The organism is Paenibacillus sp. MT86 (assembly GCF_058792535.1).
On the sequence record NZ_CM179499.1, the window covers coordinates 5,812,195 to 5,831,653 of the forward strand.

The following is a 19,459-nucleotide window of genomic DNA, read 5'->3' on the forward strand; positions in this document are numbered from 1 at the left end:
ATTGCCAATCCATCTTTTAAACATCCCAGTCCTCAACCTCGTAAAACAGCTCCAAGTCGGACGTTGCCGTAAACGAACGCCGTTTCACTTTGGGATCCCAGATCTTCTCATGCAATCCAAACCCTCGCGATACCTTGAACGTAAAAGACAAACCATGCGGTACCATCGCGCTTCCCCTGTAAACGCCCTCTCCGCTGTACGGAATCTCAAATCCGGCATAGATCATGGGAGAAACGGGCGTTGCAGGAGGTACCTTCACCTCAATCGCGACTTTCACGAATTCCGGAAGTTCTTCAACGATCGTAATCTCTTTATCCGCGCTTAAGCTTCCCATTTGCAGCGTAATCCGGGTGCTGCCGGGAGTTCGAGGCTTCAGCGTTCCGTCCGGCAGTATCGTGAGCAATTCCGGAGACTCAACATGATATGTTCCATTCATCAACGTTTGAACAAATCCGCTGTCGTATGTAATGACCGGATTCAGTTGCTTGACGGGCCCGTTTACCCCTGCGACGCCGTCGCCATCCAGCTTGATCGAGATCGGTTCACCAATGATTCCGAAAAAATACAGCAGCGGTGCGTGCGCTCTGCCAGCCCAGTCGCTTTGGCTGTGAGCTGCTCCCGGATCCAGGAACAGCATGAGATCATCCCCCGGCACAAAACCGTCCTGAACCAAGTGTTCCGCTTCCTCCCGGGCGTATTTTTCCATGAAAACACCTTCCGCACCGCCCATATCCAGCCAAACCCGAAGATTCGGGTGCGTACCGTATCTTTCATAAAAGGGATGTTCCTTCAGTTCGCCCCGTTCATCGAATTGGGCTCTGACAAAATAAGGCGACATGACCGCAATGCTGCCGAACACATCCGGCCTCCGGAAACCGATGTTGTAGGTGACGATTCCGCCCGCGGACGAGCCCATCATAGCCGTATGCTCCGGGCCCCTCAACGTTCGAAAATTCTGGTTGATATAAGGCATCACTTCTTCAATGATAAAGGTTTCGTACCGTTCGCCGGCAAACGGCGGATCGAACACCTGATGCATCCGTGGGTTGTCATGGAAATACTCATTCAGCCTTTGATGGGGAACCGTGGCGATGCCGACGATGATAATTTCCTCCATCCGCCCCTCGGAAACCAGCCGATCCGCGGTGACGTGCATATCCCATGAGCCGCCTCGCTCATCCGCTGAAAATACGTGCTGCCCGTCATGCATATAGAGTACGGCATAATGCTTCTCCGTATTCTCGTGATAACTGGGTGGAAGATATACATACAAACTCCGGGTATTGCTTAAGCTAACCGATGGAAAATCTGCGATCTCTACCATTCTTGAGGACATACTGACCATTCTAACCCCTCCTGATTATTTTTGCACCACATGTGCGGTTAACACGCGGTTTATTCGCTTAAGGCAGCGCCATATAACAAAAAAAGGCACAACCCGATAAAATCAGGTTGTACCTCTTAGGTAAGCATTGCCTTACTTCACATTATACTGGGGAATTTCCCCATATTCAAGATCAGGATTTGCCCTCAGGCGGCTCTTTCGGCACATAGTTGAAGATTTCGCCATCCACGAAAGTATCAATCAATCGTTCCAGCCATTTATAGTAAGCAACAGCCTCACGCATCTTCGCCTGATCCTCTTGCAGCACCGCTACCAGTTCTTCGTCATCCTCATGCGCTTTGCGGAGCTTCTCCGTTTCGTCAAGCGCTTTGCGCAGGACCAGAATGTTGCTCTCCACCGATTTACGCCATTTAATATCGAAAAAATCAAAGAAGGTCTGGTACCAATCGTATTCCACTTCATACAAATCCTTGCGGGAGCCCTTCTCCCACACCTTGTTGACCATTTTATAATCGAGCAGCGTCCGCACGCCTGTACTCATGCTGGTCTTGCTCATCTTCATTTCCTGTCCCATTTCGTCCAGGTTCATCGGTTTATCTGCAAAATAAAGTAATCCGTATAAATGTCCCGTTGAGTGTGGAATGCCGTACAAGTCCATATTCCGTCCAATATTTTCAATGACACGCTTACGAATCTTCTGCACGGCTGCCTGCCGTTCATCATCTAAATGGTACAAGCCCATGCTTGCAGCCTCCTCTATACTGTAGCCATCCAAGAAGTCATGTCAACATAACAAAACTAGGTGGACTCGAAGTGTAGTGTGAACGATCTCAATGAAATCTAAACAAGCCGAATCCACACACATTCTCTGATCTATTGTAGGGAAAGCTATTTTAAAAGTAAAGAAGATCGCTTTGGAGGATATCGGAGCATATGAGAGCATTTCAAAGGATAACTTTGTACAGTTTTTACTGTACGTACTTTATGTACGGATATAACGTTTGATACTTTACGTATCGGTTGTTACAATGGGTGACATGGGTTTACGAGACGACATCGGCAAAGACTCGGACAAATGGTCGCGTCTCTATACAATAAAAGGAGGAGTACTTTTGGCTATTCTGCAAGTTAACAAAGTCAGCAAATTGTTCGGCGCGAACCCGGAACAAGGGCTTCAATTGCTTGAGCAAGGCTGGAGTAAAGCGCGAATTGCAAAAGAGAAAAATATAACGGTTGGCGTTAACCGTGTCAGCTTCGATATTGAGGAAGGCGAGATCTTCGTGATTATGGGGCTATCGGGCAGCGGGAAGTCTACACTCGTCCGTTTGCTAAATCGGTTGATTGAACCGACATCGGGCGAAATCCTGATACACGGCAAGGACCTGAGAAAGATGAACAAGGAACAGCTGCGGGACGTACGCCGCAAAAAAATCAGCATGGTGTTCCAGAAGTTCGCCTTGTTCCCCCATCGCACGGTTGTGGACAACGTGGAATACGGTCTGGAGATTCAGAAGGTAGACAAGAGCAAACGCCGCGAAGCGGCCATGAAGTCGCTTGAGCTTGTAGGCTTGAAGGGCTGGGAGGAAAAAATGCCCGATCAGCTCAGCGGCGGCATGCAGCAGCGCGTCGGGCTGGCCCGTGCGCTTGCCAACGATCCGGAGATTCTGCTGATGGACGAAGCTTTCAGCGCACTGGATCCGCTCATTCGCAGAGACATGCAGGACGAATTGATCGAGCTTCAGGACAAAATGAAAAAAACCATCGTGTTCATTACCCACGACCTGGACGAAGCTCTTCGGATCGGCGACCGCATTGCCTTGATGAAGGACGGCTCGATCGTGCAGATCGGCACGCCGGAGGAAATCTTGACCCAGCCTGCCAACGACTACGTCGAACGGTTCGTGGAAGACGTGGATCTGTCCAAGGTGCTTACCGCTTCACGGGTTATGCGCCGTCCGGAAACCATCACGATGGATCGCGGGCCTCGGGTTGCGCTGGAGCTTATGCGTGAACGCGGCATCTCGAACCTGTTCGTGATCGACCGTTCGAAGAAGCTGCTCGGCGTCATTACGGCGGAAGATGCATCGGATGCCATGAAGAATAACCGCAAGCTTGCGGATATTCTCATCACGGACGGACCGAGCGTCGGACCCGACACGCTGCTAAATGAATTGTTTGAAATTACGAGCATGTCCAAAGTGCCATTGGCCGTTGTGGATGATACCGGCCGACTGATGGGCGTTATCGTCCGCGGTGCCGTCCTTGGTGCCTTGGCCGGAGAAACCAAGAGCGAGGAGGTGACGCAAGATGCCTAAGATCCCTCTTGCCAGCTGGGTTGATTCCTTGGTCGATTGGATGGGAGACGTGTTCTCCGGATTCTTTGACGCCATCTCTTTCATTATCGAGAACGTTGTGCAGTTGTTTACGGATTTGTTCATGCTGCCTCATCCGTATTTGTTCATCGTCATCCTGGCCGTCATTGCCTACCTGCTGGGCCGTCTGCCGTTAACCTTGTTCACGGCCATCGGTTTCCTGCTGATCGACAACTTGGGCTACTGGTCACAGACGATGAGTACGCTCAGTCTGGTCATCACGGCAGCATTGATCTCCGTCATTCTAGGTGTTCCGCTAGGGATATGGGCGGCCTATAGCAAGTCCGCATCCCGCGTGATCATACCGGTTCTGGACTTTATGCAGACCATGCCTGCATTTGTATACCTGCTGCCTGCCGTCACATTCTTCAGTCTGGGCGTGGTTCCGGGAGTTATCGCTTCGGTTATCTTCGCGATTCCGCCGACGATTCGCCTGACCCGCCTCGGCATTATGCAAGTATCCGGCGAATTGACTGAAGCTGCGGATGCATTCGGTTCGACTTCCGGGCAGAAATTGTTCAAGGTTCAGCTGCCGCTGGCCATGCCAACCTTGATGGCCGGCATTAACCAGACCATCATGCTGTCGTTGTCGATGGTGGTTATCGCTTCGATGATCGGCGCCCAAGGTATCGGTGCCGAGGTATATCGTGCAGTAACGCAGCTGCAAATCGGTAAAGGGTTTGAAGCCGGCTTGGCTGTCGTCATTTTGGCGATTGTCCTCGACCGCTTTACACAAAATATATTTAAATCGAAAAAAAGGGGTGCTTAATTTGAAGAAACAGAAGTTTTGGTTGCTGCTGAGCTTGGCCGCTATTCTGGTCCTGTCCGCTTGCGGTCAGGGCGGAAACGGCGGCGCGAATGGAACGACGGACAACGGGGCTGATGGCGGTTCCACCGCTTCCCTCGGCGAACAAGTGAAACATGAAATCATCGGTATTGATCCTGGCGCGGGTATTATGAAAGCAACGGCTGCTGCGATTGAGGAATATGGATTGACCGACTGGAAACTGATCGAAGGTTCCGGCGCGGCCATGACGGCAACTCTCGATAAAGCCATCAAGAACGAAGATCCGATCATTATTACCGGTTGGACTCCGCACTGGATGTTCGCCAAATACGATCTGAAGTATCTGGAAGATCCGAAGAAAGTCTACGGTGAAGCGGAAGAGATCCACACCGTTGCCCGCCTTGGACTTCAGGAAGATCATCCGGAAGCCTATAAGTTCCTGAGCAATTTCAAGTGGACGTCCGACGATATGGGTCAGATTATGACCGCGATCCAAGAAGGCCAAGACCCTGAGGCTGCTGCTAAAGAATGGGCGGACAGCAACGCTGAGAAAGTCGATGCTTGGCTCGAAGGCGTTCAACCGGTTGACGGCAAAAGCTTCAAATTCAGTTATGTGGCTTGGGATTCCGAAATTGCCAGCACCAACCTGCTGAAAGTGATCATGGAAGAAAAGCTGGGTTACAAAGTTGAGGCCCTTCAAGTAGAAGCAGGCCCTATGTGGACCGGCGTTGCCAACGGCGACGTGGACGCCACCGTGGCTGCTTGGCTGCCGCTGACGCATGCGGACTACTGGGATAAATTCAAGGACCAAGTGGAAGACCTTGGCGCCAACATGGAAGGCGTAAAAACCGGACTGGTGGTTCCGTCTTACGTGGAAGCCAATTCGATTGAAGATCTGAAATAAGGGTAAACGCCATCCCATGGGTTGTGGGATGGCTTTCTTATTTTGGGTGATCAAGATTAGTCGGCCTGGTCTGGGGAGGATGCATCCGTTCCGGTCGCTGTTGAAACCAGGAAAACAGGATGATATTTTTGCAGTATTTTCCCGGTTTCAAAGGCGAACGCCAGGTCTCCTCCACGGATACATCCTCTTTTCTTGGGCCCGGCCTCCAATCTTTCCCACAAAGAGAGCCATCCCTTTTCTCAGGGATGGCTTTTTGGGGGTTGGGCGGGGAAGGGGCAATGCTGACCAGTTCGACACGGTCAGCTTTGCCTGATTTATAGCCGGACATGCTGTGAATCCCCTTGGGACTCACAGGCTTGCCGGCTCGGCTTGTGTGGCACTGCCACTGGCTCCCACCTAATCTTCCTACACTCGAATGGCCGGACATGCTGTGATTCCCCTTGGGACTCACAGGCTTGCCGGCTCGGCTTGTGGCACTGCCACTGGCTCCCACCTAATCTTCCTACACCCGAATGGCCGAACATGCTGTGAATCCCCTTGGGACTCACAGGCTTGCCGGCTCGGCTTCTTCGGCCTTTCGGGGGCTTACAGCCTCCCCGATTCGGCCTCGAACAATGCTGCAGCAGGCCGTCCTTCTCTCACGAATTAAAAAAGATCATGCCCAACAGATGGACATGATCTTTTTTTCTACTATATAAGTCTACTCTTTTATCGTAACCGTCACGGGAGAGTATTCCGCAATGACGGTTTGTCCGTGCACGGATACGCTGCCCTTCGGCGTCAGGTCTTTTTCGGTCATGATGCCAAGCGCGATGGTGAATTTGTTGAACTTGATCGGGATGTTTTTCTCCCGGCGGATCTCTTCGCCGTTCACGTAGAAGATAGCTTCGTCCTCGGCACGGTTATACGTGATTTTGTACGTGTTGAATTCCCGCGGCGTAAAGTGCGTATCTTCCTCTTTGAAAATGCAGAAGTAACGGGTCTTGTCCGATTCCGGCACCTGCACGCCCGGGAACGGCAGGACCGCATACACGCTGGCGTATTTGTCGTTCGAAGCAAAAAAGTCCAGTGCCCCGCCGGTGCTGAAATCAAGCAGATTCAAAGATACGTAGCCGTCATACAAGTCGCCGGGAACCGTTCCTTGGGTGCGGGCCCGAATTTGCAGCTCGAAGGTCACCTCGCCGGATTCCGGCACGTCCACTTCTTCGTTGGAATAATACATATGCTTGGCGTTATCGAGAATTTGGATCTGGTTATTCTGGCGGCTCAGCGGTGCGCGTACGTACAGAATGCCATTGCGGACGATAACGACCGCATTCGGCTCGCGATATTCCCAGAATGAACCGTCCGGCAGCGGGAACCCGCCGATCTTCCAAGTCCCGCTCTCGGACAGGATGGAGTGAAAATCACCAAAAACGCGTTGTTGTTCCATCTATTTCCCCTTCTTCCTTACAAAGTCTGAATGATTCCCTGAATGATCAATGACAGGATCAGCACGCCGCCGCAGCGCATGGTGGTCATCGTTGACGCGCCCATCAGCGGTAAATATGCCTCCGAACGGTTGCTGTCCTTCAGCCTTCCATAGACAAGATACAACGGAATGATCGTAAGCAGCGCAATCAGTGCGTAAGGCGGGAGCGCTCCGGCCAATACGCAGGCTATCAAGGAGAGGCATGCCAGCAGCAGCAGAACTCGTGAGAAGTTCAGCGCTCTCTTTTCGCCCCATACCACGACCAGGGTCTTCTTCCCGGCCTGACGGTCTGCCTGCCAATGCAAAAAGTGATGGTTGAACAAAATCAACGTTGTCAGCAGCCCGATGGGCAGTGACAGCAGCAAGGCCCGAACATCCGTATGTGAGGTTTGAACGTAGTATGCGCCCATCACCGGCAAAATACCAAAGGACAGCAAAATCGCAATTTCACTGTAGCCCTTGCCGCGATAACCGAATCGAATCGGCGGTGCAACGTAAAAGTAAGCGATCAACCCGCCGAGTCCGCCAAAGACGAAAGCCCACCAGCCGCTGATCAAGCTGAGGATGATGCCGCTCAGCGCCGCGATCCCGAACAGCGTCCAAGTGACGATCTCGAACTTACGGAGCGACCAGACGCCCTTGGTCAAAAACCCGGAGTTGGTGGAGATTGCATCTATATGCTCCTGCGCTTCTGTGTCCGTTCCGTTCTTATAGTCCCATAAATCGTTCACCATATTGGAGAACAAATGGGCAGCGCCGCTCCCGATCAAGGTCAATAAAAAAAGGCCTATATGAAATGTACCCGTCCATACGTAAGCCCCGAGCGCTCCCAAAGCGACCGGAATCAGCATGACGGGAATCACTTTGATTCGGGAAGCTTTTTTAAACTGTGTAAGGGCATCCACGTTTGATATGCTCCTTTCCCTTCTATGATACAGAATAGAACGCCTGCAAATCGCTTGCAGACGTTTAGCGTTGTGAAACAAAGCACTTGCATAGATAAGAATATCACAATTGTCGAACTTTGTAATCCGTTTGTTATAACTTGGTTTTGCAGCCATTAGACCGACGAACGTTCAATCAGCTCGAAAGCAAGCTCCTTCCGAATCGGCTCCTTCTGCTCCCCTTGAATATGTGCATAGAGTATCCTGAACGCCTCCGTACCCATATCAAACAGGCGGTTATCGATCGTAGTAAGGCCCAGCATTTTGCCGATCGGCTGGTTGTCGAATCCGATGACGGCCAGCTCTTGCGGGATGGACAGCCCTCTTTTCTCCGCTTCATAGATTAACCCGGCGGCCACATGGTCACCCGTCACCAATATGGCGCTGGGACGTTCCTCCATGCCCGACAGCCGATCCATAATCGCTGCACCGTCCTCGAGATCAATACAACCGTCCAGGATCCATTCCTCGCGGTAAGGTTCTCCGATTTCTTGAAGCACTTCTTCATAGGCCGCTTGGCGTGCTCTCGTGCTCGGACTGTCCAGTCTTCCTACGGTGAAGCCGATGCGGCGATGTCCCCGCCTTATCAAATAACGCATGGCACTGCGAAATGCCTCAGCATGGTTTATATATATAGAAGAAAATAAGCGTTCCCCTGCATCCTGACAGCATACAATCGGTCCGAAAGCGCAATAGGCTTCGATCTGTTTCGGCGTCACGGCCGACGATAGAATAATGATGCCGTCAATCTCGCGGTTGCGCAGCATCTCCAGCACTTCCACTTCCTTATCCGGCGCATACCCGGTTTGGCACAGGATGAGGCGATAGCTAGCGGCAAGCGCTTCTTGGCCGGCTCCTTCCATCAGCAAGGAGAAGTAGGCATGATTAATAAACGGAAGCATAATGGCAATATTCATCGTTTTCCCTGTAATCAGATGGACCGCATTCATATTCCTGGCGTATTTCAGCTGCTTCATCGTTTCCAGCACGCGTGCCCGCTTCTCTTCTCTGACATAAGGGTGGTTATTCAGCACCCGGGATACAGTAGATACCGACACGCCTGCAAGCTTGGCTATCTCTTTAATATTGGCCACAATCGATATGCCCCCTTCATCCACTGGTTCATTCCTGATACTATCATGATTGCTTCCTCTATTCAAAATTAAGCCTCCAGCAGTTGAGGTTTCTGCGTTCGTATTGCGTCATATCCATGACTTACTTTTTTTGATACGATTGATGATATCATCCTATGGAGGTATCGGCATGTCGAAACTGTTCAAGACGCTTGGCGCTGTATGGTTCATCGGCGGTTTTATCGGAGGAGTCATCATTCATATCATCATGGAGGGCAATTGGCTGACAGGCATCGCTTGGCTTATTGGCAGCGCAATCTTGGGCGCCTTATTCTATACGGTGGGCGAAATTCACGAAATCGTGTGGGAGAATCATGCCCTGCTTCGGGAAGTGCTTCACCGTCTGCCTCCGGAACCAGGCGACAAAAAGCCGCCGCTTGGAAATTCCCGGGCCAATCTTAGCGCTTTGAAGGATTATAAAATGAACGCAAAAGATGAACAGCGATAAAAAATTTGATCTTGATCTGGTATGCTTTTCATACTTTACACTGTGATTGGGTGGAAACCTTCATTCATTGTCAGCGTGACCGGAAAGGGCGTGATGGCAAGGGCAAGGCTTCTGCCTTTTTGCCATGTTTTGCGAAACCTGCGACTTGTCCATTACGTTATCCTTCTCAAAAGGAGATGATGGATGATGGAGACGTTCGGCAGAGGCTGCCTGTACTTGATCATTGGCACGGTGGTATTGCTGCTGCTTGCCCTGCTATTGGGGACCACGATTACGATCCCATGGTTTATCTTCATTCCGCTTATCGTTATTGCCTTTGCCGTGGCTGCATCCAAGAGCAAACGCAAGGATAATGATTGATCCGGGCAACAGGCAAGCCGCCGCCGGGCGCGAAAGAGGATGTCCATTTCATACGCCGTTTTCGATTCGCTTGCAGGCCTTGTCACTTCAGTCCAACGGACAATAAAACACCAAGAAGACTCCCTGACGGGAGTCTTCTGCGTTCCTTAGGATCATAACCATGCTTTTTCCAGCTTACGACTTCATTTCGAAATATTCTTGAATGCCTCTGTCTGCTGCTTGATGCCAACCTCGGTGGCAAAACGCTCGATGCTGGATGCTCCGAAGAATCCTTCCACCCCATGGGTTCTGGACAATACGTACGCCGCGTCCTCAGGCTCCGCAATCGGACCGCCATGGCACAGAATCATAATGTCCGGGTTGACGGCCTTTCCGGCATCGCAGATCGCTTGAATCTTGTCCACGCAGTCGTCGAGCGTCAGCGCCGTTTTTGCGCCTATGGTGCCTTTCGTGGTAAGACCCATATGAGCAACCAGGACATCGGCTCCGGCTTCGGCCATCTTCTTCGCCTGATCGACGTCAAACACATACGGCGTGGTTACCAAATCCAGCTCATGCGCCTTCCGGATCATCTCGACCTCAAGATCATAGCCCATGCCCGTCTCTTCCAGATTCGCCCGGAATACGCCGTCAATCAAGCCCACCGTCGGAAAGTTCTGCACGCCCGCAAACCCTTGCTCCTTCAGCTGCTTCAGAAAAATATCCATGATCCGGAACGGGTCCGTGCCGCAAACTCCCGCCAACACCGGCGTATGCTTCACGACCGGCAGCACCTCATTCCCCATGTCCACCACGATCTGATTGGCATCCCCGTACGCCATCAGTCCAGCGAGAGATCCCCGCCCGGCCATCCGGTAACGGCCCGAGTTATAAATAATGATTAAGTCTACGCCGCCCGCTTCGGCGCTCTTGGCAGAAATCCCTGTCCCTGCTCCAGCTCCCAATAACACCTTACCCGCTGCAACCTCTGATTTTAGTTTCGCTAATACTTCTGCTCTAGTTTGCATGGCCATGATATGTTCCTCCTTCAGTTTAAATGCTTGGCCCTGTGGCTTCCCCTTCTCATTGCCGCTTCATCAATTCCATCAGCTTATCGGCCGCGGCCACCGCAAAAGCTTGATCGTTAATATCGGTATTCATCTCGATCAGCTCAACGGTCTCACGGTCTATCCGTTGTCTTAACGTGTCGAACAGCATCTTATCCTCTTCCGTTCCATGGAATGCTTCGCCTTCCACATCGAGCATCGATACGCCTTTCAGCGGCAGCATCAACACCGTAGGACCTTGCGACGAATTCAGTTTATCCGCAAGGATCCCGCCAAGCTGCCGGTTCTCCTCCACCGTGGTCCGCATCAGCGTAACCGAAGGGTTATGCTTGTACAGGTTCGTCCCCGGAATGCCTCCGGCACGGTATCATACGGACCGAAGTTGACCATATCGAGCGCCCCGGTCGATACGACCTGCGGCACCTTACAGCGTCCGGCTGCTTCCAGCCGATTCGGCCCTGCCGCCAAAACGCCGCCAACCAGCTCATCGCACCATTCCGTTGTCGTCAAATCCAATACACCGTCAATGAATCCGGCCTCAATGAGGCTTTCCATCGTTCGCCCGCCCGTGCCGGTTGCATGGAACACCAGCACTTCGTACCCATGCGATTCTAGATGCTCTCTGGCATAATCGATGCAGGGGGTTGTTACCCCGAACATCGTCGCTGCAATCAGCGGCTTTTTATCCATCGGCGCAGCCGATTCGAACTTAACCATGCCGGCTATCGCGTGTGCCGCGTTCGTGAATATTTTGGTGGAAAACGAGTTCAGGCCGGATACATCCACGATGGACGGAAACATGATAATGTCGCTTGTCCCTACATAAGGCGCCGTATTGCCGGAAGCGACGGTGGAGACCATCAATTTTGGTACGCCGATCGGCAATGCTCGCATGCCGGCGGTGACGATGGAAGTTCCCCCCGTACCGCCGAATGACAGTATGGCGTCGAATTTGCCCTCTGCATACAGCTTCGGCACGATTTGTTCCATCCCTTGAGCCAATACTGCAGTCCCTGCCGACCGGTCCTTCCGGGCCGCGATTTCGCGCAGATCCGCATCTGCCGCCCCTGCAACCTCGATATTGGTTACATCCGGCGTGAACATCGGCTCAAACACGCCGCTATGAATCGTAAACGTTTGTAACCCCAAGCTCTCGATCACCGATTTAACGTATAAAAACTCAGCACCCTTCGTATCAAACGTCCCCGCAATGGCTATGGTTTTCACCGTGAAGACCTCCCCATGTCTCTTCTCAGGATCGCTTGCCCCGTTCTGACTGACAGGTCCGGCATGTGATCCCTGTAAGACCATAATACAGCGCTTTCAAATAAAAAGGATCGTATCCATGTACGATCTTTATGTATATTTGTCTTTCATATGCTGACGATAGGCTTGGGGAGACATGCCTGCGTATTTTTTGAAGGTCTTGCTGAAATGAACATAGTCCGGGTAACCGACCAGCTCCGCTATTCTACCCAGGGATAGCTTGCTGTGCTTCATGATATCCTGCGCCTTGTGAATACGGTATTTGGCTATATATTCGGGAAAGCTGCACCCCACTTCCCTGTTAAAAAGCGAGCTAAGATGCGTTCTTGAAACGTGGATCCGTTCGGCCAGCTCCGACATTGAAATCGGGTTTGCATAATGCTCGGCTACGTATTCTTTCACAAAGGCAACATAGTCCATCGGTTCATCCAGCTGCGTCAGCTTGTCCATCAGCTGCCGGTCCTGCTCCAGATGGCCCGTTGCCTTAAAACGATGCGTCGCATCCACGATGGCTTCTTCCGTCGGCGTTCGCTCAAAGCTCGAGCCGCCCACGTACCCCATGGCGGACGTGTTGTCGTACATGTACTGGACATCGATGGGCGTATGGACCGGACCGCCATATACGAGCTTGATCGGCTGCTTGCCCGAGTCGTCACAGACGGCAAAAATTTCTCTGGCGATTTCGGCACCCTTCTCCAGCGACCATGCTTTCGAGGTCCCCATCATCCCGCCCGCCGTAACGCCCAGATGGGCGCAGATGATATCCGCTCCCGCATCCAGCATCCATGTCGTCTGCTCCGGATTGAATACGAAGGCCATCGTAAACATATCGCGCTCATGGGCAATCCGGATGGCTTCCACCTCCTGCAGATACGTGATGCCTTCTTCCTCCAAGGCTTCGCGGAACTGTCCGTCAATCATTCCCACCGTCGGGTAGTTGATGATGCCGGCAAAACCGCTTCCGCGAATGGCATCCAAGTATCCCGGCAGCTGAACGGTTGGATCCGTTCCGCATAAACCGAATATCACCGGTGCGTCGCGGACCACGGAAAGAATTTCGCGCGAGCCGAAATCCATCACCATTTCATTGCAGTTCGCATAGGGCATGAAGCCCGCCAAGGAGCCCAGCCCCATCTGCCGAAAACGGCCGGAATTCAAGGCCAGTATCAGATCGGCGCCGCCTTTGACCGCATATTTTGCCGATATTCCTGCTCCTGCCGCTACCCCGACCAATCGCTCCTGGGTCTGTATCCCCCTATGTAATCGATCCAATACCTGTTCTCTGGTCGTTATCAAAGTTATTGGTCCCCTTATCTTCAATCTGACCGTCATATCTCATCGTTTCCTTATATCGCTATACCTATTATAAATGAAAATCAATAGAGGCGATTCGTGTAACTGTCCTGCATTCCCCGGGCAACGGATTCCTCCGTCACGTGAGCTTGATTCACATGATCCGCGATGATCTTGGATGGATTCGGCATCTGTTCGCTGGGTATCCAGGAATCGGGATCCCATGCTTGCGAACGCATGAAAGCTTTTGCACAGTGCATATAGCATTCCTCGACCGAGACCGCAATGCCAAGCCATGGGCGTTTGCCTTGTACGCTAAGCCGATCCAGGATTTCTTCGTCCCTTACCAAGACGGCGCTGCCGTTGATTCGCAAGGTCTCCTTCAAACCCGGTATGACAAACACGATCCCGACTCTCGGGTTGGACAGGATATTCCGCAGCGAATCAAACCGTCGATTGCCCGGACGCTCCGGAATGACCAAGCAGGACTCCTCGATCAGATGCACGAATCCCGCCGCATCTCCCCGGGGCGAAACGTCGCAGGCTCCGGATGCGTCGGAAGTAGCCATAAACAACAAGGGGCTCTTCGAAATAAAGTCTTTGCAATGATGGTCCAATCGATGAATGGTTTTATGTTTGACCACGTGATTGGAATCGCCGAACAAGTTTCGAAGCTCCTCCTCCGATGAAACGACCGATTGAAACGGAATTTTTGACATCACAACCACCCTCCTATTAACTTCATCTTATACCTTTCTTATATCCGATACTACGCAATGATCGCCTTGCTTCCTTTCCACAGTATGAAAAAAAGCTCCTCACAAGTTCAAGGAACCTTATGAGAAGCCTTCCCTCATTCTTATAAGAAGACAAGCAGCAAAATGCCGACAACAAAGCAATAATAAGCGAAATATTTCAGATTCCCGCGCGCCATGATATTCATGAACCATTTCATCGCAAAATAGGTGCAGATGAGCGTCGCGATAAATGCGATCAAATAGGGAATGAACAGCGGAGCAAAATCGGGATCCGATGCCATATCCGACACGCCTAGCACCATGCCCCCGAGGCTTATCGGAATGTACAGCATAAAGGAAAACCGCAGGGCCGTCTCCTGCTTCATCCCCACGGCGATCGACGTAATGACGGTCGAGCCGGATCGGCTGATCCCCGGAATCAGCGCCACCGCCTGTGCCAAGCCTACGATAAGCGCGTCCTTGAACGACAAGTCATTATCCAGCTTGCGGCCGCGAAGGTTCCGAATCAGCCAGAGGGCCACTCCCGTAAATAGCAGCGCGACGCCTACCGTGCGAACCGAAGCGAATATTTCCTCAATCTGGTCTTTGAACAACAGTCCGATGATGACAGCCGGAATCGTACCCACAATAATATACAGAATGAACATGAAGTCGGATTTAAACTCCGGTCGTCGTGTCCGAACATAACTTAGGCCGTTCACAATCAATCTCTGCAAATCCTTGCGAAAGATGAACACGATCGCAATCAATGAGGCCGTATTGGTCAGTATTTCGAACGACAGCCCGTTCTGCTCCATGCCCATCAGCCTTTGGGCGACAATCAAATGACCGCTGGAGGATACCGGAATCGGCTCTGTAACCCCCTGCACAATTCCCAGCAGCAGATACTTCAACCACAAGATGAAATCTTCCATTACTCTCCTACTTTCTTTGCAACATGGGTATAGCTTATAAAAATACTAGTCTATCATATCTCATAAAAACAGGAAGAATCAAACCACGAGCAGAGTCATCGTTGGCTGCATGGAGCTGCCGGAAAGACGATAACCTCCCGTTGTTCCATTGGCGCAAAAAAGATATGTAAACAAGAGAAGCCCCTCTAACCACGGAATTAGAGGGGCTCCTAATCTATTGTTAAGAGGTGATTCCATCATAAGATGCGTAGCTTAATGGAACCTTAAAGCTTCATTAGGGGGACATAAAAAGTTGGGGATGATGGGTTCACCTCTGACGTCCGATATCAAACGGTTATATCAACTTAAAACATGGTTCTTTTATCCCATAATCATCGGTATTTCTACAAATTTCTCGGAATTTATCATGAATCCTAGAAATATATACCTAGTTCTGATAGACTATTCTATAATCTTCCTATTCTTGATAAAAGCTTGCGTACCAGATTACCAGCAACTAGCGGAATTCTTCCGTCGAGCAAATACCCTAGCCGATAGGGACAACAGAAAAGAGCCTAGTCATGAAGCACCCAACAAAATTATCCGTACTATTTCTTTTACTTGTCATCCTGACTGCGTGCAGTCCTCAGAAAGACACAACCGAACAACCTTCATCCGTCCCTGCACCGGCAGACGAGGAAGTGGCGAAAAACACGGCTGCTGTAAGTGCAGAGGATACAGGAAACATGGAAACCCAACCCTATACGGGCGAGAACTTCTCCTTTTCATATCCTTCTACATGGAAGGATGCACAGCTTAACATGCCTCAAATCGTTGCTGCATTTGTCGATTCGAATCCCAAGGGCAATTTTGCCGATAATCTAAATTTGATAGTCGAGGAATCATCGGCAACTCCCGAGGAAGCAGCTAACTCCTCAATCCATGCTTTATCCAATGGAGCTGGCGGAGAGGTGATACAAAACTTTAAAAAATTGAATTACATCGACGTTCCCGAGAAAGCAGCCGGGATCCTGGAGAGCGAATACACCCAAGGAGAGTTAAACGCGCAAGTGGTATTGACTCAATATTTTGTTTCGAACGGCAATGAGCTTTACACTCTTTCGATTTCCTATTCCAAAACAGCTTACGATAACGGGGGTAAAGCGGTTGTCCAAAATATAATGGATTCATTCGAAATCGTTAAAATTAGGGAAGAGGCTGCACTCTCGGATACTAATGATGGCAGTAGTGCCGAGGAATTGACAGAACAAAACCTATTCGCTGAAATCATGGCTTATATTATCCCAATAGAAATTGAAGACGGAGCACTTGACGAGCTAACCTACAACTACTTTGTCGAGCACTATGAGTTATTTCCAGCGCTTACGCCTGAAGCTCAAAAGAGAGCAAAGGCTGAAGTCGATCCCAACATCACGTCACGTCACCTCAACAAAAATCTGAGCCCCTATTTGGACCAGATGTTCGAGGTCAGTGGATACGTAGTTGATATCATCGAAGAGGAACTCGACGAGGGCGTTACCGTTACCGAAATTCACATCGTCGATGATAACGATAACTCCATTATCGGTTTTTATGCCCACTCTACCGGCGATATTTTGCAAGATGATTATGTAACGATGAGGGGAGTTCCGGCAACTTATTATTCATTCGAAAATATTAGCGGCGGAACTACCAATTCCATTCTTATAGGAGTTTCGACCATCGAAAAGACTCCATAGTTGAAAATGCCCCTTTTAGGATAGCGCCTTTTTTCAGCTCAGTCATGCCAGAATAGAGAAAAGCACCTTTAAGGTGCTTTTTCTTATTCTTTATATATGACCAAAATATCGTATGTTCCGTCTGCCGATGAAAGCTTAATATCCTTCACATCGTCAGGATGAATGTTATACAGGAATTCATTCACCTGATCCTGCAAATCGTCCAGATTGGAATCGCTAAAGAGCTCGACCTTCAATGTTTTTAGCATATAAGCACCCCCTAATTTCAAACTTCGACATAAAACGGGAGTTCCCTGCTGGAATCGAGCAAACGACACGTTTCATCTATACCTTACACTGGCCTTCTATCTGTTTTCCACACGCACTGCTAAATAACACCCCAAATTATGGTATATTGGTGGAGTTGTTATTCGATTTTCAGAAATGATTATTAAAAATGTTATGGTGGTGGACGCATTATGCCAGTTAAACATAAACGAATCATCAGGCTTGCTGCCAAACTGATATTACTTTCGGCCGTTCTCTTCTACGCCTTCATCTATATGATGGAACGCCCTGGCGGATTAACGGATCGTCGCATGTCGCGAGCGCTGGGGCAGGACAGTATCCTTCATATCCCGCTCGGGAAGACTCCGGATACCGCGGTTGAACAGTTTAGAGGCCCATCCTCCATGCATGTCATTCACCGTGAACCCGTGAGCGGAGGCACTCTTTTATTTATGAAACGACCTTACCAAGCGGGAAGCCATAATCTGCAAGTAGAATATGTACGAAAAACTCGGATCGGTTGGAAATGGGCTTGGGGCGGCGGATATGGAATCGGCGAATCTTCACAATCCATAGCAGCGTTAAATTACATGGGCATGCCTGAATTAGACCATCTCTCTACCCCATTTCCCATGGTGTTCGGGGATATTCTGGATCCCTCGATCAAAAAAGTAAGCGTCAAAATCAAGGGCAAAGGTAGTTATAACGCTAAGCTGACTGCTGCGGAAGCCGGAAGAATGATCTGGTTCGTTTTTCTGCCGTCGCCCGCTTCCACACCTTTTGATATCGAAGGTTGGGATTGTGAGGGGAATCTCATCGCCCGCAAAACAATAACCGATCCGCGCGACAGCGGCTCGGTCCATTTCGAAATGGATCGACATTAATCCGGTGAAATAGCGGATAAAAGGAAAAAATCAGCACAGTCTCACTACTCGGAAGGCAGAAGTACACTCGTTTGGTAAAGAATCGTTAAAGATTATTTGGGGCAAGATAATTTTGGTACCTGCCCATGCATTTCAGACGAACAGAGAAAGGAGGTCCTTAACATGAAGAAAATCTGCATGTCTTTTCTCGCGGCTATGAGCATTGCTTGCATGTTGGTTGTCCCTGTTTCCGCCGAAAACAACAACAGGAATGCAAACGACATGAATACAAACAACGTTAACGCTAGAAGTTATAACACCAACGCAGCCACCAATGATAACGATACAGACTGGGGTTGGCTTGGATTAATTGGTCTTGCCGGTCTTGCTGGGTTAAGACGCCGTACCCCGGAGCGCCATTAATTTTTGCGATAAGCTTAGGGAACAGAAGTAAAATCCTGCTCACATAAGAGCAGGATTTTTTCTTTTCAGGTACCCTTTAATTTGTAACTTTAGATCTCCATACTTCACGTCTTACTTCACTTTACCGGAACTTCCATTTTGTTACTCCGTATGAATCCTCAAGGGGTTGATTTCAATGTTATGGATGTTATTTGGCGTCGTTATCATTCTAAATTGCCGTTATACCTTCATGAATCCGGATTCGGATTGGATACGATGGAACAAAAGGTTGCCGGAAGACTACGAGCAGGACGATCATGATTTGTTAAAAACCCAGGTCGGTGCGGCAATAGGCGGATTTATTGGCGGCGTATTGGTCTTAATCGGGTTAGCGACGCTTGTTCGACCTGGCGGTACCCCTATGTCATGGGGGGCACTTTTCGGGTTTGCTGTGATCCTCATAGGTATAGGGCTCCTTGCCAGAAGGTATCCGACATTCGGCTGGAGCAGGGATGAAGGCTGGCAAGTCAAAGGAGATTCGGAACGAAGCGATACTTACATGGATTTAGTTAAATTCGGCGGATTGGTTTCCATATGCCTCGGATCCGCTTTTTTTGTACTTGGCCTAATCATCTTATTGGTTTGACATGTGGACTGAGGAGAAATCATGTGGTCACTAACAAGAAGGCTCCCACTCGGCAGCCCTCTTATAAAGCTGTATTCATAATTTATATAAACAAAAAGGTACAGTGGGCGAAACTATTATTTACCCTTGTTCATCACCTGTGTTCCCGCTATAACGATGAGCATGTGGGATCCTGCCATCTACGGTGGTATAACCTTCAAAATAATGGTAGTGCCCACCGCCTGCCAATGGAATGGCGGGCCCGGTTGTTCCTCTAATCAAGTGCTTGTGCTGGTCATTAAATGATGTTTGGGCATGGTAATTATGGACGTGCGGCACGCCGCTTGGAGCTGGTTCAGTTATACCCACGTAATGATGGAAATGTCCAACGTCAAAAGAGGTATCTCCTTGAAAGGGATGGACATGAACATTAACCGGTCTTCCATCCCAAGATGTTAGAAAGAGTTGGTGGGAATGACTGGAATCAGGGTTATCGGAATGAACAACAAAGCCCGTTATTTGTATTTCCATCCAATAGTGCCT

21 protein-coding genes and 1 pseudogene are annotated in these 19,459 nt (G+C 50.1%); 9 read left to right on the plus strand and 13 right to left on the minus strand.

The window, feature by feature from the left end:
• Nucleotides 1-16 precede the first annotated feature (16 nt).
• Together AC3RCL_RS26330 and AC3RCL_RS26335 are read right to left on the minus strand one after the other, a co-directional pair.
• Nucleotides 17-1,345, minus strand: coding sequence for an alpha/beta hydrolase (locus AC3RCL_RS26330; protein ID WP_492532951.1), 1,329 nt, complete (start codon nt 1,343-1,345; stop codon nt 17-19).
• Nucleotides 1,346-1,517: 172 nt separating this feature from the next.
• Nucleotides 1,518-2,087: a GbsR/MarR family transcriptional regulator gene (locus AC3RCL_RS26335; protein ID WP_015737261.1), complete on the minus strand. Its 570-nt coding sequence runs from the start codon at nt 2,085-2,087 to the stop codon at nt 1,518-1,520.
• Nucleotides 2,088-2,457: 370 nt separating this feature from the next.
• Here AC3RCL_RS26335 and AC3RCL_RS26340 point away from each other — a divergent pair, with 370 nt between their 5' ends.
• Genes AC3RCL_RS26340 through AC3RCL_RS26350 form a run of 3 tightly spaced genes read left to right on the plus strand, consistent with a single transcriptional unit; the run spans nt 2,458 to nt 5,408 of the window.
• A complete protein-coding gene (locus AC3RCL_RS26340; protein ID WP_492532953.1) occupies nt 2,458-3,660 on the plus strand; it encodes a quaternary amine ABC transporter ATP-binding protein in 1,203 nt (400 codons plus the stop codon).
• Nucleotides 3,653-4,486 (plus strand): ABC transporter permease, encoded by an 834-nt coding sequence (locus AC3RCL_RS26345; protein ID WP_015737263.1) that lies wholly within the window; start codon nt 3,653-3,655, stop codon nt 4,484-4,486. The genes AC3RCL_RS26340 and AC3RCL_RS26345 overlap by 8 nt, the downstream gene beginning before the upstream one ends.
• Before the next feature lies 1 nt (nt 4,487).
• Nucleotides 4,488-5,408, plus strand: coding sequence for a glycine betaine ABC transporter substrate-binding protein (locus AC3RCL_RS26350; RefSeq protein ID WP_096776519.1), 921 nt, complete (start codon nt 4,488-4,490; stop codon nt 5,406-5,408).
• 37 nt (nt 5,409-5,445) lie between these two features.
• Here the strand turns inward: AC3RCL_RS26350 and AC3RCL_RS26355 are convergent, their stop codons facing one another.
• The 4 genes from AC3RCL_RS26355 to AC3RCL_RS26370 form a co-directional block, all read right to left on the minus strand.
• Nucleotides 5,446-5,736, minus strand: coding sequence for a hypothetical protein (locus tag AC3RCL_RS26355; protein WP_492532956.1), 291 nt, complete (start codon nt 5,734-5,736; stop codon nt 5,446-5,448).
• 372 nt (nt 5,737-6,108) lie between these two features.
• On the minus strand, nt 6,109-6,840 hold the full coding sequence (locus tag AC3RCL_RS26360; protein WP_492532958.1) for a DUF6081 family protein: 732 nt from the start codon (nt 6,838-6,840) through the stop codon (nt 6,109-6,111).
• Nucleotides 6,841-6,857: 17 nt separating this feature from the next.
• Nucleotides 6,858-7,784 (minus strand): prenyltransferase, encoded by a 927-nt coding sequence (locus AC3RCL_RS26365; protein ID WP_492532960.1) that lies wholly within the window; start codon nt 7,782-7,784, stop codon nt 6,858-6,860.
• Nucleotides 7,785-7,939: 155 nt separating this feature from the next.
• On the minus strand, nt 7,940-8,917 hold the full coding sequence (locus AC3RCL_RS26370) for a LacI family DNA-binding transcriptional regulator (RefSeq protein ID WP_492532962.1): 978 nt from the start codon (nt 8,915-8,917) through the stop codon (nt 7,940-7,942).
• A gap of 169 nt (nt 8,918-9,086) precedes the next feature.
• Between AC3RCL_RS26370 and AC3RCL_RS26375 the strand changes: the two genes are divergently transcribed.
• On the plus strand, nt 9,087-9,404 hold the full coding sequence (locus AC3RCL_RS26375) for a hypothetical protein (protein WP_492532964.1): 318 nt from the start codon (nt 9,087-9,089) through the stop codon (nt 9,402-9,404).
• 183 nt (nt 9,405-9,587) lie between these two features.
• Nucleotides 9,588-9,764 (plus strand): hypothetical protein, encoded by a 177-nt coding sequence (locus AC3RCL_RS26380; protein ID WP_492536515.1) that lies wholly within the window; start codon nt 9,588-9,590, stop codon nt 9,762-9,764.
• A 182-nt stretch (nt 9,765-9,946) separates the two neighbouring features.
• Here the strand turns inward: AC3RCL_RS26380 and AC3RCL_RS26385 are convergent, their stop codons facing one another.
• The 5 genes and pseudogenes from AC3RCL_RS26385 to AC3RCL_RS26405 all read right to left on the minus strand — a co-directional run bounded on the left by AC3RCL_RS26385 (nt 9,947) and on the right by AC3RCL_RS26405 (nt 15,041).
• Nucleotides 9,947-10,777 carry a phosphoenolpyruvate hydrolase family protein gene (locus tag AC3RCL_RS26385; RefSeq protein ID WP_096776523.1) on the minus strand — a complete coding sequence of 277 codons (831 nt, stop codon included), beginning with the start codon at nt 10,775-10,777 and terminating at the stop codon, nt 9,947-9,949.
• Nucleotides 10,778-10,826: 49 nt separating this feature from the next.
• Nucleotides 10,827-12,037, minus strand: a pseudogene (locus tag AC3RCL_RS26390) (Tm-1-like ATP-binding domain-containing protein).
• Between the two features lie 129 nt (nt 12,038-12,166).
• The gene (locus tag AC3RCL_RS26395; protein WP_492532966.1) at nt 12,167-13,372 is read right to left on the minus strand and encodes a phosphoenolpyruvate hydrolase family protein; all 1,206 of its coding nucleotides are present in this window, start codon (nt 13,370-13,372) and stop codon (nt 12,167-12,169) included.
• A gap of 80 nt (nt 13,373-13,452) precedes the next feature.
• Nucleotides 13,453-14,088: a pyridoxamine 5'-phosphate oxidase family protein gene (locus AC3RCL_RS26400; protein ID WP_492532968.1), complete on the minus strand. Its 636-nt coding sequence runs from the start codon at nt 14,086-14,088 to the stop codon at nt 13,453-13,455.
• Nucleotides 14,089-14,228: 140 nt separating this feature from the next.
• Entirely contained in the window at nt 14,229-15,041 is an 813-nt protein-coding gene (locus AC3RCL_RS26405; RefSeq protein ID WP_015737273.1) for an undecaprenyl-diphosphate phosphatase, read from the minus strand.
• 560 nt (nt 15,042-15,601) lie between these two features.
• Between AC3RCL_RS26405 and AC3RCL_RS26410 the strand changes: the two genes are divergently transcribed.
• The gene (locus AC3RCL_RS26410) at nt 15,602-16,759 is read left to right on the plus strand and encodes a PsbP-related protein (protein ID WP_452518073.1); all 1,158 of its coding nucleotides are present in this window, start codon (nt 15,602-15,604) and stop codon (nt 16,757-16,759) included.
• Nucleotides 16,760-16,842: 83 nt separating this feature from the next.
• Here AC3RCL_RS26410 and AC3RCL_RS26415 read toward each other — a convergent pair whose 3' ends face one another.
• Entirely contained in the window at nt 16,843-17,007 is a 165-nt protein-coding gene (locus AC3RCL_RS26415; protein WP_009593971.1) for a sporulation protein Cse60, read from the minus strand.
• A gap of 210 nt (nt 17,008-17,217) precedes the next feature.
• Between AC3RCL_RS26415 and AC3RCL_RS26420 the strand changes: the two genes are divergently transcribed.
• The 3 genes from AC3RCL_RS26420 to AC3RCL_RS26430 all read left to right on the plus strand — a co-directional run bounded on the left by AC3RCL_RS26420 (nt 17,218) and on the right by AC3RCL_RS26430 (nt 18,937).
• Entirely contained in the window at nt 17,218-17,910 is a 693-nt protein-coding gene (locus AC3RCL_RS26420) for a hypothetical protein (protein WP_492532971.1), read from the plus strand.
• A gap of 162 nt (nt 17,911-18,072) precedes the next feature.
• On the plus strand, nt 18,073-18,312 hold the full coding sequence (locus AC3RCL_RS26425) for a WGxxGxxG family protein (protein ID WP_015737275.1): 240 nt from the start codon (nt 18,073-18,075) through the stop codon (nt 18,310-18,312).
• Nucleotides 18,313-18,487: 175 nt separating this feature from the next.
• Nucleotides 18,488-18,937, plus strand: coding sequence for a DUF6199 family natural product biosynthesis protein (locus tag AC3RCL_RS26430; RefSeq protein WP_096776528.1), 450 nt, complete (start codon nt 18,488-18,490; stop codon nt 18,935-18,937).
• A gap of 120 nt (nt 18,938-19,057) precedes the next feature.
• On the opposite strand, the gene AC3RCL_RS26435 is transcribed toward AC3RCL_RS26430, so the two are convergent.
• Nucleotides 19,058-19,447, minus strand: coding sequence for a YmaF family protein (locus AC3RCL_RS26435; protein WP_192570675.1), 390 nt, complete (start codon nt 19,445-19,447; stop codon nt 19,058-19,060).
• Nucleotides 19,448-19,459 lie beyond the last annotated feature (12 nt).